At 41.5% G+C, this 21,760-nt stretch carries 19 protein-coding genes; 1 reads left to right on the forward strand and 18 read right to left on the reverse strand.

What is annotated here, in order from left to right:
- Positions 1–2: 2 nt before the first annotated feature.
- From QSH61_RS09325 to ggt, 17 genes are all read right to left on the reverse strand, one after another.
- Positions 3–980 carry a response regulator gene (locus tag QSH61_RS09325; protein WP_174168873.1) on the reverse strand — a complete coding sequence of 326 codons (978 nt, stop codon included), beginning with the start codon at positions 978–980 and terminating at the stop codon, positions 3–5.
- A complete protein-coding gene (locus QSH61_RS09330) occupies positions 952–2,091 on the reverse strand; it encodes a response regulator (protein WP_206472936.1) in 1,140 nt (379 codons plus the stop codon). Before QSH61_RS09330 ends, QSH61_RS09325 begins: the two co-directional genes overlap by 29 nt.
- Entirely contained in the window at positions 2,081–3,979 is a 1,899-nt protein-coding gene (locus QSH61_RS09335; protein ID WP_206472939.1) for an EAL domain-containing response regulator, read from the reverse strand. Before QSH61_RS09335 ends, QSH61_RS09330 begins: the two co-directional genes overlap by 11 nt.
- 2 nt (positions 3,980–3,981) lie before the next feature.
- On the reverse strand, positions 3,982–4,581 hold the full coding sequence (locus QSH61_RS09340; protein WP_206472941.1) for a response regulator: 600 nt from the start codon (positions 4,579–4,581) through the stop codon (positions 3,982–3,984).
- A gap of 149 nt (positions 4,582–4,730) precedes the next feature.
- A complete protein-coding gene (locus QSH61_RS09345; protein ID WP_010604756.1) occupies positions 4,731–6,059 on the reverse strand; it encodes a Na+/H+ antiporter family protein in 1,329 nt (442 codons plus the stop codon).
- Positions 6,059–8,002 (reverse strand): transglutaminase TgpA family protein, encoded by a 1,944-nt coding sequence (locus QSH61_RS09350; protein WP_206472943.1) that lies wholly within the window; start codon positions 8,000–8,002, stop codon positions 6,059–6,061. The genes QSH61_RS09345 and QSH61_RS09350 overlap by 1 nt, the downstream gene beginning before the upstream one ends.
- Complete coding sequence (locus QSH61_RS09355) at positions 7,992–8,921, reverse strand: DUF58 domain-containing protein (protein WP_248298726.1); 930 nt, start codon at positions 8,919–8,921, stop codon at positions 7,992–7,994. The genes QSH61_RS09350 and QSH61_RS09355 overlap by 11 nt, the downstream gene beginning before the upstream one ends.
- A gap of 14 nt (positions 8,922–8,935) precedes the next feature.
- Positions 8,936–9,841, reverse strand: coding sequence for an AAA family ATPase (locus QSH61_RS09360; RefSeq protein WP_010604759.1), 906 nt, complete (start codon positions 9,839–9,841; stop codon positions 8,936–8,938).
- Positions 9,838–10,221: a response regulator gene (locus tag QSH61_RS09365; RefSeq protein ID WP_206472947.1), complete on the reverse strand. Its 384-nt coding sequence runs from the start codon at positions 10,219–10,221 to the stop codon at positions 9,838–9,840. Before QSH61_RS09365 ends, QSH61_RS09360 begins: the two co-directional genes overlap by 4 nt.
- Before the next feature lie 260 nt (positions 10,222–10,481).
- Positions 10,482–11,738: a S41 family peptidase gene (locus QSH61_RS09370; RefSeq protein WP_206472949.1), complete on the reverse strand. Its 1,257-nt coding sequence runs from the start codon at positions 11,736–11,738 to the stop codon at positions 10,482–10,484.
- A 45-nt stretch (positions 11,739–11,783) separates the two neighbouring features.
- Positions 11,784–12,356, reverse strand: coding sequence for a MiaE family protein (locus QSH61_RS09375; RefSeq protein WP_174168868.1), 573 nt, complete (start codon positions 12,354–12,356; stop codon positions 11,784–11,786).
- 42 nt (positions 12,357–12,398) lie between these two features.
- The gene (locus QSH61_RS09380) at positions 12,399–13,052 is read right to left on the reverse strand and encodes a sulfotransferase family protein (RefSeq protein ID WP_174168867.1); all 654 of its coding nucleotides are present in this window, start codon (positions 13,050–13,052) and stop codon (positions 12,399–12,401) included.
- A gap of 2 nt (positions 13,053–13,054) precedes the next feature.
- Positions 13,055–13,429 (reverse strand): MAPEG family protein, encoded by a 375-nt coding sequence (locus tag QSH61_RS09385; protein WP_017217387.1) that lies wholly within the window; start codon positions 13,427–13,429, stop codon positions 13,055–13,057.
- A gap of 56 nt (positions 13,430–13,485) precedes the next feature.
- Positions 13,486–14,190, reverse strand: a complete 705-nt coding sequence (locus QSH61_RS09390) for an SIMPL domain-containing protein (protein WP_174168866.1) — start codon at positions 14,188–14,190, stop codon at positions 13,486–13,488.
- 137 nt (positions 14,191–14,327) lie between these two features.
- Positions 14,328–14,543, reverse strand: a complete 216-nt coding sequence (locus tag QSH61_RS24325; protein WP_323054417.1) for a hypothetical protein — start codon at positions 14,541–14,543, stop codon at positions 14,328–14,330.
- 125 nt (positions 14,544–14,668) lie between these two features.
- Positions 14,669–16,363: an NAD-dependent malic enzyme gene (locus tag QSH61_RS09395; protein WP_206472950.1), complete on the reverse strand. Its 1,695-nt coding sequence runs from the start codon at positions 16,361–16,363 to the stop codon at positions 14,669–14,671.
- Between the two features lie 172 nt (positions 16,364–16,535).
- Positions 16,536–18,296, reverse strand: a complete 1,761-nt coding sequence (ggt, locus tag QSH61_RS09400) for a gamma-glutamyltransferase (protein WP_206472951.1) — start codon at positions 18,294–18,296, stop codon at positions 16,536–16,538.
- An 82-nt stretch (positions 18,297–18,378) separates the two neighbouring features.
- Here ggt and rrtA point away from each other — a divergent pair, with 82 nt between their 5' ends.
- Positions 18,379–18,963 (forward strand): rhombosortase, encoded by a 585-nt coding sequence (rrtA, locus tag QSH61_RS09405; RefSeq protein WP_206472952.1) that lies wholly within the window; start codon positions 18,379–18,381, stop codon positions 18,961–18,963.
- Positions 18,964–18,988: 25 nt separating this feature from the next.
- Here the strand turns inward: rrtA and QSH61_RS09410 are convergent, their stop codons facing one another.
- Positions 18,989–21,472, reverse strand: a complete 2,484-nt coding sequence (locus QSH61_RS09410) for a S9 family peptidase (RefSeq protein ID WP_206472953.1) — start codon at positions 21,470–21,472, stop codon at positions 18,989–18,991.
- Between the last annotated feature and the right edge of the window lie 288 nt (positions 21,473–21,760).

Below are 21,760 nucleotides of genomic sequence, written 5' to 3' on the forward strand. Positions count from 1 at the left end.
GCCTACTCTCCATTATTTAAAAATGCAGCAAGTTGAGTGGTGTTACTTTGTATCTCGTGAGGTAGCGCGGTATCGAGTAACTTTTCCAACTGAATTTCTAGCTCTATCTGCTTTCTTGGCAGTAAGGATTGCTCAATGTTATCCAGTACGAATAGATAGTTATGGGTCGGTGATGGTAATATTTTGTAGTTTCTGAAAACTTCTTGAGCTGCAGCTGCCAATTTCGGTGTGGTGAGTTCGCAAGTTGGCAACGCATAGTAAGTGAGCACGGGGTTTATCGAGTAACATAATAGCAGTTCGGTGATAACTTCATAGACGTTAATTTCGTCTGTAACTTCGACTTTTTCTATGGTGATCAGATAGAACTCTTCGTCTTTTGGATTGCTGCGGATCTCACATCTTAAAACACCAAGAGGAGTGTGGTAGATGCCATTACCACTAAAGCATGCCGAGAACTCTACAAGTATCTGAGATTCTATGTCTTTGCTGAGATTATGCTCGACAACTTGGCCTTCATTATTGATTAATACCCGTGGGCAATCACGGTTTTTTAGTTGTTCCTGTAAAACCGTTTTAAAATAATTATTATTGTATACGTCTATTGCTGCATTAACTTCTTCGAGTAATTTGTCGTTCTCCCATGGTTTACACAAAAACTTATGCGCAACCTTGCTATTAATCATATCAATAAGCATATCGGAGTCGGTATAACCGCTAAGAATTAGGCCAATTGCACCAGGGTTTATTTTTTTGGCTCGTTTTAGAAAATCTCCACCATTCATGAGCGGCATTCTAAAATCAGAGATAATAACCTGAACGGGGTGCGTGTCTATGTACTCAAGAGCTTCAAAAGGATTATCAAAACTGACAACCTCTACCGAAGGCAGCCGTATGACTCGTTTTAACGCCTTAAGTATTGACGTTTCATCGTCTAATATCAGTACTTTGTAACTAACTAAAGTATTTGCTTCTGAGTTCATAGAAAAGCTCCAACCAATCTTGGCTCTTTTGATCAAAAAAGGTGTTGATCACCGTCTGATTGACTTCTTTATTGGTGATAGTGTCTATAAGCAACAATAGCTTAGTGGCATTGCAATCTGAGCTAGCCGTTTCTAGGGCATTAATGAGTGCATACAATTGATCTGTGATGGCTGACTCGTAGCCAATTAGCGTGGCTGTATAAAGGGCGATGTGTAATTTCTCGATATAGCAACTCTGTGGGGAATGACATTGACTTTCGGTAATAAGCTGAGCTATTTCTGAGCCGAGCTCACCTAGAAATAATAAGGATTGAAGAAAAACAACACGCTCAGAGTCAATTGATGCGTCATGTAGCTTGTGTACCAATTCCTTAAGTAACTTGACCTTTTTAAAGTTAATATCGCTTAACTGCTCACAGTTCGCGATATCATATCTGGCTGCAACCATATTGTGATAACACACAGAGACAATAATTGCAGACACTAAATCTACACCGAGCGTCTTAATCGCGGTAGAGAGGGAGTATTGCTTCGTCGATAATCCCACATAAGCACTGTTACACAGGTGGAATAATTTAGCTTGAATGAGCACCTCTTGTTCTAGCATCGCTTCAAGCTTGTGAAAATCTAAATCAATGTCTTCAATTTTACTTAGCAAGATAGGCAATTCGTTTCCAATGAAAGTTTCATTTAACGCACGCTTTATTGCTTCTCTTAAAGGCAGCTCATTGAGTCGATAAAAAGCGGTGATAACCTCATCGAATTCTTCTCTTCGAAATGGCTTAGCGATGATAAAGGTCGCAGAAATTGAAGATTTGCACAGTACCTTGCCCGTGGTATCGCCCGTTAATAACACGGTGAGGACTTGCGGATAACGGCGCCTCACGATATTGATTAATTCAACACCGTTAATCGATGGCATAAGGTAGTCACTCACAAAGATGTCTATGCTCGCTAACGTATCTAGGGATTCTATGAATTGTTTAGGTGATGAAAAGGTCAGTATCTCAGCGCCTTCCATGCTGATTTTGAAGTGGCGGTGGAGCGACTTCAACATTAACTCATCGTCATCAACGAGCACAATCCGTGGCACTTGGCTTTTAATAGACATAGTGAGTAAACTCCTCAAGCAAAACAGGTTTTCCGATGAGATATCCTTGTACTTCATCGCATTTTAACTGTTCTAGAATTTCAAGCTGTTCCACGGTTTCTATACCTTCAGCGACAACTTTTAATTCAAGGTCGTGAACTAATCGAATAACATTTTGGACAAGATCTCGAGCTGATTTTGAACTGTCGATATTTTCAATCAGGCTTTTGTCAATTTTGATAACATCCACTGGCAATTTTGAAATATAGCCCAGTGAGGAATATCCCGTACCAAAGTCATCGATGGCAATGGAGAATCCGATTTCTTTTAATTGTAGTAATTTAGTTTTAGCTTGCTCGAGATTTTCTAAAACAAAGTTCTCGGTGATTTCTAACTCGAATTGCTCGGGTTTGAGCGAATACCTTTCAATAATCGAATACATGGTTTGTACAAAGCAGGGATCGGAAAGTTGATAAGGTGAAACATTCACTGCAACTTTTTGGATCTCAAGTTCTTCCTTTTGCCATTCGCACAGTGCGATACACGCCTGCTCAAGTACCCAAGTTCCTATTTTGACTATTTGTCCGTCTTTTTCTGCCAACGGAATAAAATAATCTGGTGAGTTAGCGCCAAACTGGGTGTTCTTCCAGCGAATTAACACTTCGCAACTATTGATTGAATGTTCATTTAAATTAAGCTTAGGCTGGAACCTTAGATAAAACTCATCATTATCAACGGCGTTAAATAATGCCTCAGAGACTTTATGCTCGTTTAGCTTTTCTGAAAGCAGTGATTGCGAATAACGCATATAGAAGTCAGTGCGAGACTCGCAAACAAATTGGGTATAGATAACTAAACTGTCTATTGCTTCCGAGAGTGGTTGCTTAGGCTCAATCATGGTGTACGAGACAGAGAACTTGATTTGGATATTTTTGCGAATGAAAAATTGTTTAATTGAGTTGATTAACTCATCTAAAAATTTGTGTACCTCAATTTCACTTTGTACTGAATCTAGCCAGAAAATGGCTTGATCAAAGCTGATTTCAAGCATCGAAAAATGAGTCGCTTCGCTCAGTAGAGCATGATCTATGATTTTTTTAAACGTATCTGAATATATTGGAGTATTAGAAATAATATTCTTAACCAATAAATCTCGAATTTTCAGGCAGATCATGACAGAGTTATCGGTGCGATTGATATGTTCAAGAAAGCCCAGTTTGCTCTGATAGAAGTTTGGATATTTATCCTGCTCGCTGGAGAGGGGTTTAATGATAAGTAGGTAGCTGGATTCTGTTTTTAGCTTGAGCTCAACTTGACATAACACCCCAGAGCTTTTTAATGTTGCAATTCTGCGCTCAGTAAAATCATCAAGGCATTTATCACTTTCAAAATTAAACAGTTGAAAGAAGTTGCCTTTATTGACCTCGTTTAACACTAATTCCGTGTAAGCGTAATTACAGTCAATGACATTACCTATGGTATTAACTTCGACTAAAGGTGCATTATTGTTACGCAATATCTGGGTTTTTAATTCGTTTTTGTGATGGTTTGTGAGTGCCGCTTCTATCGTTGTGTACAGTTCTTCGTTATTCCAAGGCTTGGATAAAAACTTAAAGGTGTTATTCGCGTTGATCAGCGACTTCATATCGTCATAATCAGCTTGCCCACTGAGCACAATGCATTCAATACTGGGATCATGCTTTTTCACTTCTTGGATAAGCTCTTGGCCATTCATGTTGGGCATTCTGAAATCAGTAATAAGCACATGCGGTTTGTGCTCTTGTATTAAACCGAGCGCTTGTCTTGGGTCATCGGTATATACCACTTCATAATGCTGTAAACGCAGAGTGCGCTTAAGCGACTTTAGAATATCAATTTCATCATCAACCAACATGATAGGTGCATTCATAGCTACCCCTGTATTAGCGCATTAATTTTTTCTAACAGAATAGAGTTATCAAACGGTTTAGAAAGGGCATCGTTGGCGCCCATCGTTTTGGCCTTTTCAAGTTCTACATCATTTAGCGCAGAGATCACCAAAATCTTAATCGCTTTAAATTCTTCTTTTTCGCGGATAAATGAGATCACTTGAAAGCCATCCATTCCCGGCATGGAAAGATCGAGCGTGATTAAACTTGGTTTAAACTCAGAGATGGCAATGCCTGCCATAAAGCCATCCCCAGCTTCTTGTATCAAATAATCGTTGCCTATCACTCGTCTTATCGCTTTTCTATATTGGGGCTCGTCATCAATGATAAGCACCTTAGCTAAATCCCGTTCTTTATCAGAGTGTAGACCACTTTCTGCGATTTGATAGTCGCTAATAAAGTCTTGCGAAAGGGGGATTTTGTGCTTGTTTAAAAAGGATAAAAAGTCTTCAAGTAAGACACGGTAGTTACCGCGTCCAGGAAGCTTATGACCTTTTAATTCGCCATTGGCAATCCAACGACTTACACTGCGTTGGTGTACGTTACAGTAGCTGGCGATTTCGCTTGGTTTAAGTGTTTGCATAGTCTTATTGCTTTAATTCTCTTACCTATTGGTATAGCACAAGAAAACTAATAAGACAAAAGCGACATTAGAGACAAAGAAAATAGAGTATGTTTGTGAGCTAAAGGTATCAAGGCGGGGAGCCTTGATACGATCATGGATATATAAACCTATAACACCATCGCGGCTATCCAGCCGAAGCAGAGTAGTGGGATGTTGAAGTGAATGAATGTTGGCACCACGGAATCCCATATGTGATCGTGCTGGCCGTCGGCATTTAAGCCAGAAGTGGGTCCAAGTGTGGAATCTGATGCAGGAGAGCCCGCGTCGCCTAATGCACCTGCGGTTCCCACCAAAGCGGCGGTAGCCATAGCGGAAAAGCCAACCTCTAGAGACAAAGGTACAAATAGCGTGGCAATGATTGGCACGGTTGAAAATGAACTGCCAATTCCCATGGTAATAAGTAATCCAACAAGCAAAATCATCGCAGCGGCAAGAGGTTTATTATCGCCAACAAAATCGGCACAACTTGCTACTAAACTTGCCACATCGCCCGTTGCTTTCATGACAGAAGCAAAGCCTTGAGCAGAGATCATGATAAAACCTATCATTGCCATCATTGCCACACCTTTACTGAAAACATCGGAGTTTTGCTCCCATTTCACAATGCCAAAGAGGCTAAAAATCATCACGCCAACGAGCCCACCTAATATCATTGAGCCACTGTTATTTTGTGCAATGAGAGAAGCCAGCACCGCAGCACCGCCGACGATCATGACTTTAGTTGCTTCTTGGCCTTCAGGTACAGTGTTTGACTGAGTACTTTGCTGTTGACTCACTTCATAATCTCGCTTTTTACGATAAGTAATGAAAACGGCAACCAACAGTCCTATCAACATACCAAGCGCTGGGATCACCATAGCGTATGGCACGTCGAACTTAACCAATTCTAAACCATTATCTACAAGGTTTTTATGCAAAATAGAGTAAAGGTAAATGCCACCGAATCCATATGGCAACACCATATAACTGGTCGCTAAGCCAAACGTTAAAATACACGCAATCGCACGGCGGTCTATCGTCAGCTTGTTCAGTACGACTAATAGCGGTGGAATGAGGATCGGAATAAACGCAATATGGACAGGCACAAGGTTTTGCGAGGCAATCGAGCAAGCCAAGATGATGACCATTATAAACATGCTTAAAAACGTTGAACCTTCGCTATCATTGGCATTAACCAATTTGAGCAGCTTTTGCGCGAGGATTTGAGTTAAGCCAGACTTTGAAATAGCAACTGCAAACCCACCTAACATGGCATAGCTTAAGGCTATTTCTGCGCCGCCAGATAGCCCATCATTAAAGGCGTTTAAGGTTGTCTTCAAATCTAAACCGGCCACTAAGCCCGCAGCTATTGCACTAACTGTCATGGCGACAATTACATTTATTCTAAAGAGGGTTAACCCCAGCATGAGCAAGACGCCCAAAATAACAGCATTCATTATTTTCTTGCCTTTCTTTTTATTGATTTATACAACCTCTTCAACTCACCAAGCTCAAGTTTATTAAGTGGTTTTTGTTGATACTGTGACTTTTCAATTAATTGATAAAACTGCCAAAGCGACGCTTCTAACTCAGGAAATAACTTACATAACTCAACAATATGTTGTTTCGCCGTAGTGCCACTTAGGTGCTCTTTGAAATCGGACACTATAGCATTGTAATAGACAAGTTCGATAGGGCGTTTATGCCGAGTAAGCTGCTTGCTAAGGTAAAATAGCGCAATTGAGAGCAAAAGCAGCATAAACAGGGAAAATATCCCAGCCCAAAATTGACCATTACTCCCAAACCACTCTTTAAACAGTGCGCCTTGCTTTTCTTTGTCAAAATTAATGACGACGCGAGTCCACTGATAGTCAAGCTCCTCGAGCTGTAATCGCAACCAATTAATAGATTGCCAATTAGACAACCCAATTAAGCTGTAGCCCAAACCACTTTTAAACTCGCTCGATAATTGTTCTAACTGAGAAAGACTCCCTGTCATGCGTTCTGGGGCAATCCAGGCAGTTGGGTCTAAGCGTTGCCAGCCAATTCCCGGTGTAAAATATTCAACCCAAGCATGTGCGTCATATTGATAAACGCTGTAATAGCCTTGATTGTCATTTTTTTCACCGCCCAGATAGCCTGATACTAAGCGAGCGGGGATACCCGCGCTTCGCAGTAGAAACGCCGCAGCAGAGGCGTAATGACCACAAAAACCGTTAAACGAGCTAAATAGAAAGTCATCAATCCTATCGCTCGATTGGGCTGTAGTTGGTGTTAAGGTATAGACGAAACCATTTTGCAAAAAATAGCGCTTCATTAATTCAATGAATTGGCTCGTTGTTGTCGATTGACTGTCCCAGTCGCGCGCCAGTTGCCTTGCCTGTTGATTAATGCCGTCAGGTAATGCGGTGTTACGCCTATAATACCAAGGCCTTAACGAGTCTTGGGGTTCAAAGTCAGTGAAATCGATTTGATACTCGACAGGTTTTGCTGATAGGTTTTTCAAATAGACCGTGCCAAACACGTTACTATTCAACTTAGCGTTTTTCGAATAAGAGTATGACAGGCCATACAACCAAGGAAGTTGACTTGGCTGCGCAATAATGGTTGCTGCGCCGATCGGCTCTTTGGGCAACGCTCTGATATTAGTACCTTGATACTCAGAGACTTTCCATTGCCGTCCGTCAAATTCATCATGAATAATTGCACGCCAATAGAAAGGTCCAGTTTGTTGAGTGTTCTCAAATGACGCCCTAAACACCAAGTCGCTGGACTGGGATAAGTTTGCGATATTGAAAGGATCTACATTCTCAGATAATCCTGTTTTTGCTTGATTCTGCGGTGCAGGTAACTGCCAAAATGCCGGGAGTTTTGGTAAAAAAACGACTAATAAGGTAGCTACAGGCAGCACCAATACCAATCCCTTTGCACTTACCTTAAGCGCAGGTTTGAACCTTAGGTTTTGCTCGAGATTAAGCATGATAGCTAAATTAACAGCCAGCAAAATCAATACAAGAAATGCTGCAAATATACTTTGTGTAAAAAGAAATAAGCACGGATAAGTAAAGAAATTCAAAATACATATTTGTGTAAATTGGCGAGCTTGCGTGGCATGCACTTGTTTCAGTAGCGATGCAACCAACATCAAAGCCACAAAAACATTCACGCTGTTTTTTATACCTATTAATGAGGCCGTTGCAATGGCGCCGAGTAAAGTGACCAAGTTGATAAAGCGAATGCTTAACACGCTTGGTTTAGTCACCAACCTCGATGCTTGCCATAGTGTTAAAACGGTACATAACCCGACAAAACCGATACCAAAATCATCGACAAGAATAATGCTCAGCAGCCATAAAAATAGTGACGTGCTGTAGTACCATTTTGGGAAGCTAGAATTCACTTAATGCCTCCAAGCAACATAGTTTATGGGTTTCACCTTGACCGAACGGGATCCTGTTTTGTTGAAGTAACAGGGCATAACTTGTTTGTTGCTTATCGGCGTCAAGCACCATAGTACAAAGTTTACTCAGACGTTCTTCTTTGCTGCCTGAAAGTTTAGAATAATCGAAAATAATGCGGTGTAAATCGGCCGACTCCGGTGCATTCTGTTTAATTAACATCTGTTCCGTCTTGGCGTAATGCTTCCAAGAAACGCGGCTTAAACTCATCCCTTTTTGATATTGCGAGAGATGGTCGAACTCAACTGAACGCTCTTTCTGTTGTATGCTTTGGCTAGTATTCGAGGCACTGCCGAAGCTAAACTCTGTGTCTACAACGGGCAATGGAGTAGGGTACACGTAGAAAGTATCGTTTGGTTTTATATACGACCAGGTACGAATAAGGCCAAATGGGAAGTAGCTGAGGATTTTAATTACCCCCGTATCATATACGCCACGAGGTAATTCAGGGGCACTTAGCTCGAGAATTTTCTCATCACTCACTTCGGAAATATGGGTAGTCGTTTGGTTGTATTCACTTGAAAGTCGAAGTGATTGGATCTCTGCGCTAGATGAAATACTGAGTCTAATAGATGAACTATATGGGCTAAAATTAGCATTACTTCCCAAATATCGGACATTTGTATTGTTCAAGTTAAAAAAACCTAAAAATAGGGCGGCTATCATCATCACAGCCATAATGTAGGACACTGCAAGGATTAGATTATTCTGATAGTTGATCCCCAATACAAAATTAAGCAAAGCCACAGCGATAAAAAAACCGCCATCCTTAGATGGCAGTATGTAGATATTATTATGAGATAACCGTATTTCTGAGCGTTGATGTCGTTTATAAATATGCTGCTTAACTTTCCGTTTCAAGCGGTTAATCATGCTTAATGTACCGGTACGTTTTGAAAGACCTGTGTCTGAACTTCTGCTTCATTAGTCGTGGTAACGCCAAGTCGATGGGCACAGACTGAAGTGAAAACGGCTTGAACATCATCGGGTATGACGAAATCTCGACCACTAATAAACGCATATGCACGACTTGCGGCTGCAAGTGCGATGCTAGCTCTTGGCGACAAAGGATCGCTAAATTGACCTGAGCTGCGTGTGTAGTTAACTAAGCGAAGGATGTAATCAATAATAGCGTCACTTAGCACAATGTTAGGCACAACTTGTTGATAGGCTAACAGTGTTTTACCATCGATCACTTGTGGTGCTTGAGTCAGTTTTCTCGCTTTCCCAGCTAATTTAATTAGCTGCGCTTCTGCCATTTCCGAGGGGTATCCTAAGCTTATACGCATAAAAAAGCGGTCTAGTTGTGACTCAGGCAGTGGATGCGTGCCAGATTGATGCTGAGGATTTTGCGTTGCAATCACAAAAAATGGGCTAGGGAGCTCATGGCTTACGCCATCGATGGTTACTTGATGTTCTTCCATGGACTCCAACAACGCGCTTTGAGTTTTTGGACTTGCGCGGTTAATTTCATCGGCCAGTAAAACTTGGCTGAAAATTGGACCAGGATGGAATTCAAAAGACTGATGTTCACGGTTAAAAATAGAAGTGCCGGTAATATCAGCTGGGAGTAGATCGCTAGTAAATTGCACGCGACGATATGTCAGGCCTAACACATCAGCAAGAGAATGAGATAGCGTCGTCTTACCCATACCTGGTAAATCTTCGATTAGAAGATGGCCGCGACACAAAAGACTGCAGATCGCGAGTTTTATTTGTTCAGGCTTTTCTAAAATAACGGTAGAGAGCGCATCGGTAAGTTTCTTTATTTCTTCATTCATGTAACCAGCTCTAAACGCTTCATTACCGAATCCACTTTATGTGCATTGAAAGGTTTAGCGATAAAGCCCTTAGCACCAAGCTCCCAAGTATTTTGAACATTCTCCATACTATTATGACCTGAGCACATGATGACATGGGCTACTGGAAAATTTTCGTTAATGTAGGATAGGATCTCGGTACCATCTGTATCGGGAAGCTCAATATCTAAGAAGACAACACTGGGCTGTTTATGCTTTAGTAGTGGCTTTGCGGAATCAAAGTCTTCACAACCATAAACTTCTTCAAACCCTAAGTTTTCCAAAATCTGTGTCAGAAAATCTCTGATCTCAGCTGCGTCATCAATTATCAAGATTGGTTCTAGCGGTCTTACAAATTCCATATGTCGATACTTCAAATTACAAATTCAACCACATACTATAAAAAGCGAAACCATAGCTCAATAGAAAATACAGTAAACTTTTTATTAATGTCCGATACCGTCTAGTATTGGACATTAATTGGTGATTTATTTAGCTTCTTGCTGCTGCTAATACTGGAAATAATTGTATCCTATAATTTATATTATGTTAAATAAAATAAATCAAAAGAGAGATTAACTTACTCTCTTGTACAATCAAAATTTCGCTGGATGTTTATGGGCTACTTTTTGACCTGCTTATCCGTTTTCGAATATAAAACTGACACCGCTGTTTCTAGTGCTACATCCCTACCATTATTGTCCATATCGCCAGCTACAATTATATTTGGTTCGAAGTCTTCACGAAAACTACCATTTACGTGATATAAGCGTTCAAACCCAACTTCAACCCAAGCGTTACTTTGATCAAGGACGAGACGTTTGATGCCGCCAAGCAAATCAGCCATCGGTGCGCCAATTACTGCGTCCGCACCCAAAGCATCAAAGCCAATTGTCATGCCTTCTCCAATACTGCCAGTCCAGCGCCCAGCAAGTACAACAAACGGTACCTTTATTTGTTGCTTTGCTGGTTTAGTGAGCGCGTCTTTTAACTCTGCTTTGTTGAATTGTACAGATCCCATTTGAGTACGGTACTTTTGATACACGCTTGGCGCAGCAGTAAAATGTCCAAGTATGGGTTCTGCGACACCAGTATTCCCGCCGCTGGGTGTATTTCTAAGGTCAATAACATAACCTTTCACTTCACCTAAGAGCTTTAATGCAGCTTTAAACTCATCAACGGTTTGGGCGTTGCCCATGGCGTTATTAAATCGAATATGACCAAATTCATCTATTTTTTCGTAGGATACTTTAGGCCCATTACCTAGCGCATTTATCGCATCATAACTTGCGGCAAGTTCGACAGTTGCTAACTTTGTATCCCGTTGAAATTCAATTTCGCGTTTTTGATAACGTTTTCCTCCTAACGCAATATTCAGTGCGTAACTCTTCTGAGCCTTATTTAATTGACTCAATGGCACCTGCATTACGTCTTGGATGGCTTGCGATATTGTATTGCCATCTATCCTTGTCACTTTATCTCCAGGTTTTATCCCTTTAACGTCTGCATCGCTGCTCCGTTTTACGTCAATAATAAGTGCGCTGTTATCATTAAACTCGACATACATATCTGCACCTGTTGGATACACACTGTAATCCTCTTCATTTAATGGACCAAGATTGAGATGCGGATCTGTAAAGTGGCGTAAATATGCTTGGCTTAAGTCAATAAATGCTTGCTTTGAATCTAAATTATTTAACTTATTCTCAAATAGTTGCCGAGTTTGCTGGTAACCTTTAAAGTCATCTAGATATGCGTAATGGGTTTGCAAGTTATTATCGAGTTCTTTCCACGCATCCAACGCGCTAAAAGTCTCAGCACTTGCAGCAAAATTTGTTGTTAAAAGGAAGCTGAAGCATAAAAAAGCATTTAATTTCATATTATTATGTCCTTGTTATTATTATTTAATCCCAGTTATTTTATTCTAATGAAGCGCTGCGCTAAATGGAATACGCTTACAAATACCCGCTTCTGCGATGAGAATTTCCTCTAAACGTTTGTCTATCGTTAATTTGTCGAAATACTCGTAGCCGAGCTCCACAAAGAGGTTTTTGTGTTTTTCTTCTGACTTGGCAATGGCAACATAAAAGTCTTTCTCTTTGCCTTCAGGAAGCGCTTCTGCAACTAAAGAAAAACGCTCATGGCCCCTAGCCTCAATTACTGCGCCAATCAGCAATCTATCAATTAAATATTCATCTGTGCCCTGGCGGAACAATGCACGCATTTGCTTTATATAGGGGTCTTTTTGATCGTTCCCTAGTAGCGTACCACGCTCGGTTAAGATCTTAAGTACCTGTTTAAAATGGATCATTTCTTCTATTGCGAGATCAGCCATCGCTTTTACTAGCTTGATCCTGTCTGGGTAATGACCAAGCATTGCCATCGCCATTCCGGCTGCTTTTTTTTCTGCAGCGGCGTGATCTTGAAGAAAGGTATCAAAGTCGGCTAGGACTTTTTCAGTCCAGCTAAAAGGTGTGTGATATTTTAATTCAAACATAATTCTATCTTGTATATACAGCTTGTGGTGAGTATAACAAACTCAGACGCTCGAGCGAACTTGCATGCTAAAGAGCGCTGTGTCTTTATCTGCTTTGCCATTACGTGTCGATTCCACTTTATTGGGGTGTGAAAACCACTTCCATGCAGTGACTTTACCACCGATATTGACATGCGGAATGGTCACTTTTTCTTGAGTCACGCCTATAAATTCGGCAAGCGTTTGCTCGGCATCAGTTGCGGTTAGATTGACCATTATAATAGGAATATGATTCATTTTTGCAAAGCTAAGCACCCTATCATGATGCTTGCTATAACAATCCCGCCAATAACCATCGTCTTCAAAATGTTTGTCAAAATCAGGAAAAGTTTCCAAATAACAACGCTTAATGGTGTCGTTAAAGCCCCCTTTTTGTGACAGTAAATTTTCTTTCATTGCCGTCATCAAACGCTTAATTGAGGGAAGCCATTGCTCAAAATCTCGTGTCAAATGTACTATTTTAACTTCAGGATATAAAGCATATAGTTTTTCATAGTCAGCAAAAACGGGCGTGTCAGCAATAAACTCAGCGCAGTCTAACGCTTGCCTTGTGTATGCCGTGTGTGCTGTTTTGTATCCAGCACCTAATGCAGCAATACACAGACTTGTTGTGCCCGTTCGTGGTAAACCCGTTACCAGAAATTTGTGTTTTGTCATATTTAGATAAAGTAATACACGAGGTTGAATGACGCTAAAATAAGTATTACTCCATATGTTGTCGCCATCGCTACTTTTCTGATTGAAAAGTTGGTTTTACCGAGTGCAACATAGTGTGCAACTCGAGAAAACAAAAAAGCAATGCCAAAAGCATGAAGTAGATATGGGTTGATTTGTTGAGTTTCGAGTAACAACATCATTAACAGTACGAAAGGTGTGTACTCGATAAAGTTGCCGTGGATCCGAATTGCACTTTGCAGTTCATCGATACCACCATCTCCAAGCGATACTTTATGTCTGTGTCTGAGTGATATTATGTTAAAACTGAGTTTAATATAGATTAGTGCCAGTAATGCCGCATATAAACCGGTGATCATAAAAAGCCCTCCAGTGGAGGGCTTAGTGTATAAGTTTAATTAGTTCACAGCCAGTATTACTCAATTAAGTAAACAGCATAAACTTCCGCGTTCAATGTAATTGCACCTGTGTTATACGCATTTTTGTATGCGCCTTGATCTGCTTCCATTGCCATCGCTGCAGAGCGCACGTAAGGCTGAACTGGCGTTTGCATTGGTTGGAATGAAACTGAGTACAGCTTTGCCAACTCAACATCAAACTCGCCTGCTAGTTCTTTAGCTGCTTTCTTTGCATCTTTAATGGCGGCTTTTTTGAGGCTTTGCAGATACTTGCCTTCATTTTCAACACCAAATTCCGTGTTATTGAACTGATTGATGCCGCTGTCAACAAACTCTTGAAGTAGCTCCGGGTATTTTTTGATGTCTTTAAGTTTTACTGTAAGGCTACGACTTACGCGAAAACCATCAAACTCTTCTTCATTTGATTCACGATTGTAGCGGGTCTGTCTGTAGACATTCAGCTGTTCTGCGTGAATATCGTCTTCTTTAATATCGAAGCGTTTAGCGATTTCTATGGCCTTAGCCATAATCTTATCGACGTTTTCTTTAGCTGTGGGTAGCGACTTTTGCTTTTCGGTAATGGCAACACGGATGGTTGCAACATCGGGTTGTACTTGAATAAATGAAGTGCCTTTAACATATAAATGCGGAGAGTCAGGCAATGCGCCTGCAAAGCTAAATCCAGATAAACATAATGCCAGTAAGCCAGTTAAAATTCGCATCTTTTGCTCCTAAAAAGTGATACCTGCATATTCAAGCATATTTCAATTAACAACTACTGAATTGGATTTCAAGGTAACAAACTTTAACAAAATGAGTGATTATCACTCTGAGAAGTTATATGTGGTACTCTCAACTTTTACGCGTGATTGATAAACAAAAATCGCCGCCAATATGAGTTGGCGGCGATTTCTGTTTTAGCTAGGGCCTGTTGACCTTTGCTGTTTGATTTTTGTTCTTCTGAGTGTGTTTTGGTCGCGACGCTCGACTTGCCGCCTAGTAATCTAGGCAAAAGTTGAGCAACAATGAACAAAGCGCACTCAGGTGAACCCAAAGGGCAGCGCTTGACTGGCATTTCTACTGTGTTATCACCTGACTTACATAGAATAACTATGCTACGCAGGCTCTGCCTTGTATAAATACCAGTCAAACTGCTGCAAAAACAAACTTGAAAGATCAACAGGCCCTAAGTAAAAGTAATTAGACGCTACAGCGTTTGTAATTTCTATACTTAGGGAGCCAATAGTTTTTCTCTATCGCTGCCCAAATTGCGTCGTCTTCCATTTCAAGTGCAACGCCCTCTTCCATTGCTTTTTTAGCAACTGCAAAAGCAATTCGTTTACTCAACGGCTCAATTTCAGTTAGGGCTGGTAGTAAGCTACCTTTGCCCGTATTAGCACGTGGTGATGATTCAGCAAGCATTTCGCTCGATACCATCAACATGCTATCTGTAATACGGTTCGCTTTAGCTGAAAGTACACCAAGGCCGATCCCTGGGAAGATATAACTGTTATTACATTGAGGTATGATAATTGTTTGCTCACCATGTACTACAGGTTCAAATGGGCTTCCCGTAGCTACAATTGCTTGACCATCAGTCCACTCAATCACATCTTTTGGATGCGCTTCAACTTGGCGTGATGGATTACTTAGTGGGAAAATTATCGGCTGTTCGCACCCTGCATGCATCGCGCGGATCACTTGCTCAGTGAATAAACCTGCTTGACCTGACACACCAATTAAGATGTCTGGTTTTGCACAGTGCATTACATCTAATAAAGATGCAAATTCACCACTGTATGTCCAATCCGCAAGGTTGGCTTGTTGTTGAACTAGCGCTTCTTGGAAATCTCTTAGCCCTTCCATGCCTTCTGTCAGAAGGCCAAAACGGTCCACCATAAACACTTGGCTTCTCGCTTGCTCGTCGGTTATCCCTTCTGAAATCATTTGGCTAATAATTTGCTCTGCAATACCACAGCCAGCAGAGCCTGCACCAACAAACACCACTTTTTGTTCCGAGAGCTTCGCTCCTTTCACGCGGCAAGCGGCTAGTAGCGAACCTACAGTAACCGCAGCGGTGCCTTGGATATCATCGTTAAAGCTACAGATTTCATCGCGGTAACGTTTCAATAATGGCATTGCGTTAGGTTGTGCGAAATCTTCAAACTGTAACAGCACATTAGGCCAACGGCGTTTAACCGCTTTAATGAATAGATCCAGGAATTCGTCATATTCAGCTTGGCCGATACGCGGGTGTCTTGCGCCCATGTACATTGGGTCATTGAGTAGCTTCTCGTTGTTTGTCCCTACGTCAAGCATTACAGGCAGTGTGTAAGCTGGGCTGATCCCACCACATACGGTGTAAAGTGCCAGCTTACCAATAGGAATACCCATACCACCTATACCTTGGTCGCCAAGGCCTAAAATACGTTCACCATCTGTAACCACGATAACTTTTACTTTGCCTTTAGTGGCATTTCGTAAAATATCGTCGATTTGATAACGGTCTTCATAAGAAATAAACAAACCACGAGAGCTGCGATAGATATCTGAAAACTTCTCACATGCATCACCTACTGTAGGGGTGTAGATGATTGGCATCATTTCTTCCAAATGATCGCGTACTAAACGGTAATACAGCGTTTCGTTGTTATCCTGAATAGCACGCAAGTAAATGTGCTTGTTTAGGTTGTCGCTAAAGCTTGAATATTGCTGATAACAACGCTCAACTTGCTCTTCAATTGTTTCATAACGAGGAGGAAGTAGTCCTGCTAAGTTGAAATTTTCACGCTCGCGTTGAGAGAATGCACTCCCTTTGTTAAGCAGTGGCGTTTCTAATAGTGTAGGACCTGAATAGGGAATGTAGAGATAATTTGGATCGGTTTGTTTAGTCATATTTACAAGCTTGACACTAATTTTTTAGTCTAAGGGTTCATTATTGTCGAAAAGGATTAAATTACAATGAATTTAGTGCTCATCAGACCATTATTAACGCGCTCCAGAGCACGTTAAATGCATTTTTCTGGAACGCGAAATTATAGCCTAAAAGCACTTAAGAAACCACGGCTTATTCGCTGCTTTCGCCAAGTGCAACACCTTCTCTTCTTGGGTCTGCACCACCGATTAAATGTGTTCCACGAACCTCAATGGCATGTAGTCCAGAGTTTAAGTCGCGGATCTGTACTTCATGGCCTTTTTTCTCAAAGTAAGGTGCTTGTTTTGTCAGCTCAGTGCCTTTTTCAAGCGTTGTGTACTTATTGCGGTTGGTGATTTTTGGTAAATCAATCGCAGCCTGAACAGATAACCCCCAGTCCAGTACACCAACTAAGGTTTGAGCAACATAGTTGATAATACGGCTGCCACCCGGTGAGCCGACTATCAATTTAAGCGACCCATCTTTATTAAACACCATTACAGGTGCCATAGAACTTCTTGGGCGTTTGTTTGCTTCTACCCGGTTAGCGACCCATTTATCTCCTACTTTTGGAGAAAGCGCAAAATCGGTTAATTGGTTATTGAGTAAATATCCGTTGACCATCACCGTCGAGCCAAATGCCATTTCAATCGAGCTTGTCATTGAAATGGCATTACCCTCTGCATCTACAATCGACACATGGCTGGTCGAAGGTAATTCATAACTATCATCCATAGCATAAGCGAGCGTACCCGAAGTTGGGTCGCCTATTGGAAAGTCCTGATTATCCGTTTCACCGATAAGTTTGCTACGGCCTAATAGATATTGCTCGTTAAGCAATGCTTTTGCTGGCACTTCAACAAAATCAGGATCGGCTACGTAAAAATCTCTATCGGCAAATGCTAGGCGAGATGCTTGAGTAAAGAGGTGCAAGGCTTCTGAGTCATTTGCCTTATACTTACCTAGGTCGTACGGTTCCAACAGCTTCATCATTTGCAAAACGGCAATACCACCACTGCTAGGCGGTGCCATAGAGCACACTTTATATACACGATATTCCGTACAGATAGCGTCTCGGGTTTTGCTCTTATAATGTTCCAAGTCGCTCAGCGCCAATTTTCCAGGTGCGATTTCAGACTTTTGCACAGCTTCCACTAATTGGGTGGCATTTTGCCCTTCATAAAAGGCTTGGATCCCTTGTGTTGCAACCTTGTAGTATAGGTTTGCCAAAGGCAGATTCTTTTTAAGGGTCCCTGGTTGTAGTGCTTTACCATTCGGATAGAAATATTCTTTTGCAGGACTGAGCTTTGTCAAACCAGGGTTGAGTTTTTTCTCAAGCAGCATATTTAAACGTGGAGAGACGATAAATCCGTCTCGAGCTAATTCAATCGCTGGTTTAAATAATTCCTGCCATGGCAGTTTACCGTATTTGTCATGTGCTGATTTAAACGCGTGTAAAATACCAGGCACACCAACAGAGCGACCGCCCACCACAGCCTCAATCCATCTAACCGCATTACCCGTATCATCTAAAAATAGATCAGGGCCTGCAAGTTTTGGTGCAGTTTCTCTTCCATCAAAACTAATTAATTCATTGCTTTTCTTGTCGTAGTGCAGGATAAACGCCCCGCCACCTACGCCCGAAGATTGCGGCTCAACCAAGGTAAGCACAAGTTGAGTCGCTATCATGGCATCAACCGCACTTCCCCCTTTTGAGAGCATCAATTGACCTGCTTTACTCGCATAGGGATTGGCAGCAACGACCATGTACTTTTCTGCGGTGCGTGCTTCTTTAGATTGGAAACCTGTTGCGGCTTCCGGCTCTCTAATTTCGATTTTTTGTTGCTCAGCTAAGGTGTTGGTTGAAAAGCTGAATGCGGCAATCACGGTTAGTGATGCAAGTGTATGTTTCATAATACCCACTTTGCTTACGTCTTATATTTGGCATCATAAAAGCAATTAGGCACAATATGCAAAAATAATAACGTGAAATCGTATGTTTGAACTTCCAACGAACAAAGAATATCTCATTGGCCCTGTGTCTTTGGCGATATTGTCAACAATACTAATGTTGTTCGGGCTTGGCCCACACTTAGATTTTGACAGGAATGCAATTGCTGATGGCGAAATATGGCGTATTTTGAGCGGTCAGTTTACCCATAGCAATTGGTATCACTTGATGTTAAACCTGCTTGGTATCTTATTTATTTGGCTATTACATGCCGAATATACAAGACTAAGAAAATATTGGCTGAATATACTTTTCCTTGGCCTCTTTACCGGGCTCATGATCTTGCTATTTTCGCCAAACATTGTTGTATATACAGGCTTGAGTGGCTTATTACATGGGCTTATCGTATGGGGAGCGCTTGAAGATATTAAGCGGAAGCTAACAACTGGATATCTGTTGTTTATTGGTGTGTGGGCAAAGGTATGTTGGGAGCAATATGCGGGTGCAAGTGCAGATGTAGCCAAACTGATAGACTCGAGAGTCGCCATTGAAGCACATCTATTTGGTGCAGTTGGTGGTGTGGTTTTAGCTGTTATCTATTTATTTTATAAAACAAAAAAGCCAGCTTAAGCTGGCTTTTTATCCACTCATTTGATTACAAGTTTTCTTTGAACAGCTTGTATATACGACGGTATTCATCCAACCAACTTGATGGCTGCCTAAAGCCATGAGGTTCAACTGGATAAATCGCCGTTTCAAAGTCTTCCTTTTCTAGCTCAATTAGGCGTTGCACCAAGCGCACAACATCTTGGAAAAACACGTTATCATCAACCATAGGTGCATTGATCAGAAGCTTGTTTTTCAAACCTTCAGCATGATAGATAGGTGAACTGCGTTTGTATGCAATTGGGTCTACATCTGGGCGATTAAGGATATTTGAGGTGTACGGGTCATTGTAATAGGCCCAATCGGTGACTGGACGTAAAGCTGCGCCTGCTTGGAATAGATCCGGCTGAGTAAATAGCGCCATAAATGTCATAAAGCCGCCGTATGAACCACCATAAGTACCTACAGCACCACGGTCAACATTAGCGTTGTTCACCATCCACTCAACACCGTCTGCCAAATCTTCGATTTCTGGTTTACCCATATGACGATAGATTGCCGTTCTCCAGTCTCGACCGTAACCTTTAGAGCCACGATAGTCCATATCCATGACGACATAGCCTTCGCTCGCGAGAAGTGAATGGAACATAAACTCTCTAAAGTAGTTAGACCAACCCATATGAGAGTTCTGCAAATAACCCGCGCCATGGTTAAAGATCACAGCCTTACGATTCTTACCCGTTTCGCCTTCTTGATAATCTGCTGGGTAATATACTTTTGCGTAGACAGGCTCACCTTGATGGCTTGAAGGAACCGCAACAATCTTAGGTGCAATTAACTTCTTATTTAAAAATGCATCTGAGACCGTATTAGTGAGTCGTGACACCGCTGCTTTTGGCGCTGCATCCGCCACATAAAGTTCTGGAGGCATCATGATTTTTGAGTGAGTTAACAACAGCTTTTGCTCATCTGGGCTTAGCTGGTAATCTGTCAGGCCATTTAAATCGGTTAACTGCTCATCTTCACCGCTTGCTAAATTGACGCGATAAATTTCGTATAAACCTGGGTGATCTTTATTGGCTTTGTAATAAACAAATTGACTATCGTGGGTTAAGGTTGGTTCAGAAACCACAAACTTCCCTGAAGTCATTGCTTTTGCTTTGCCGTTAAGCGGCTTAACATAAAGCTGGCTATATCCAGTTTGCTCTGAAAGATAGTACAAAGCATCTTGGTTGTTTAACCAGCCAAAATCATTGTAGGTGTAATTGATCCAAGCATTGTCATGTAGGCGGTGCTGAGAAACGAATTGTTGTTTATCAAAATCAACAGTTGCTAACCATCTGTCTTTATTATCCCAAGCACCAAGCATCACTGCGACTTGAGAACCGTCACTATTCCATTGGATAGCGGATTGACTCCAGCCCCATGTGTCGATCAAGTTGATATCACGTGGTGCTTTTTCACTCTTATATGATTCACCTTTTGCCTTAGCATTTTCGCGTTTCACCTCGGCTAGTACATCTTCATCAAAGCCAGGCAAAGTATCATAGCTCAGCGTGACTTGCTCTGATTTTGCTAAATCAATGAAAATAACATCAGAACTCATTGGTTTAGTGTCTGCAACGCGGCGGCGAGCTTTTACCGGATCAATGTCACCGTTTTGGCTCACGTAGTTAGGCATGATGTCAGAGTCAGAACGATTTGGTTTATCATCGGTGATCACGGCGATTAACTTGTCACCAGTAGGTGCTAAGCTAACTGAGATAAGCGTTTTTCCTTTACCAAGATAAAACTGATTATCTTGGATGCTTGCGTTATTCGCTTCTATCTCTTGATTTCTAGCTTCTCGATCTTTGCTGTTTTTGTGCGTTAGCGCGACGAATTGAATCAGTTCGTGTTGCTGCTCAGCGATATATCCATTTGGCTCTTTTACCCCTTCTGGCTTATCCGATAAATGTAACTTTACCAGTTCTTTGGTTAAACCTGTGGCTAAATCGAACGCAAACAGCGTATTGCCTGAACGGTAAGCTAATCGGTTATCACTTAAGAATTGCGGTGCATACTCATAGTTCGAAGAATGAGTAACTTGTGTTAAAGCGCCAGACTTCAGGTTTTTAACGAATATGTTACCCTTAAATTCATAAGATTGTAGCGTCCGCTCTTTATTATAAATCGCGTTTGCAGCACCAACGGCATGCAAATCTGACAGCGAAACCGCTTCGCTTGTTTGTGCGCTACTGACTTTAAATAGATCTCTTAACTCTGAACCAGCTTGCTTACGCTTATAGAAAACGGTTTTGCTATCGGCCCCCCAATACGCGCCTTCTGGTTGTCTTCCCAACCAATCAGGATGGGCCATTGCTTGTTTTAGGGTGATCTGCTCACCACCAAAATCAACAGGAGTCGCAACGACTTGTGGGACTGGTGAATTGGCTTCAACTTGTTGTGGTTTTGGGCTTACTTCAGTGGTCTGACAACCAGAAAGGAATAAACCTGAAGCGACTGCCATCGAGATAAGAGAGAGTTTCAACATGTGACTTTCTTATAATAGTTAAATTTGCCTAATTTAAGCAGAAAGCCAGCGGAATATCGACAGATTTAAGATTAAAAGCACAATGGGTGGGACAAAAAAAGGCCAGCATAGGGATGCTGGCCAAATACTCTCTGCGCTCACATAGTCGTTGATGGACAACGAGTATGAAATGAGGCCTATCCGCGCCTCACAATAGTAGACCGCACTATCAGAAAAGAGTTCCAAAAATTACGGTAAAAAATTAAATTTTTTATATCCAACCTGAGCTCTTCGATAAAGGAATGAGCT

It is taken from the genome of Pseudoalteromonas sp. JC3, from assembly GCF_030291895.1.
In the GTDB taxonomy this organism is placed as follows: Bacteria; Pseudomonadota; Gammaproteobacteria; order Enterobacterales; family Alteromonadaceae; genus Pseudoalteromonas.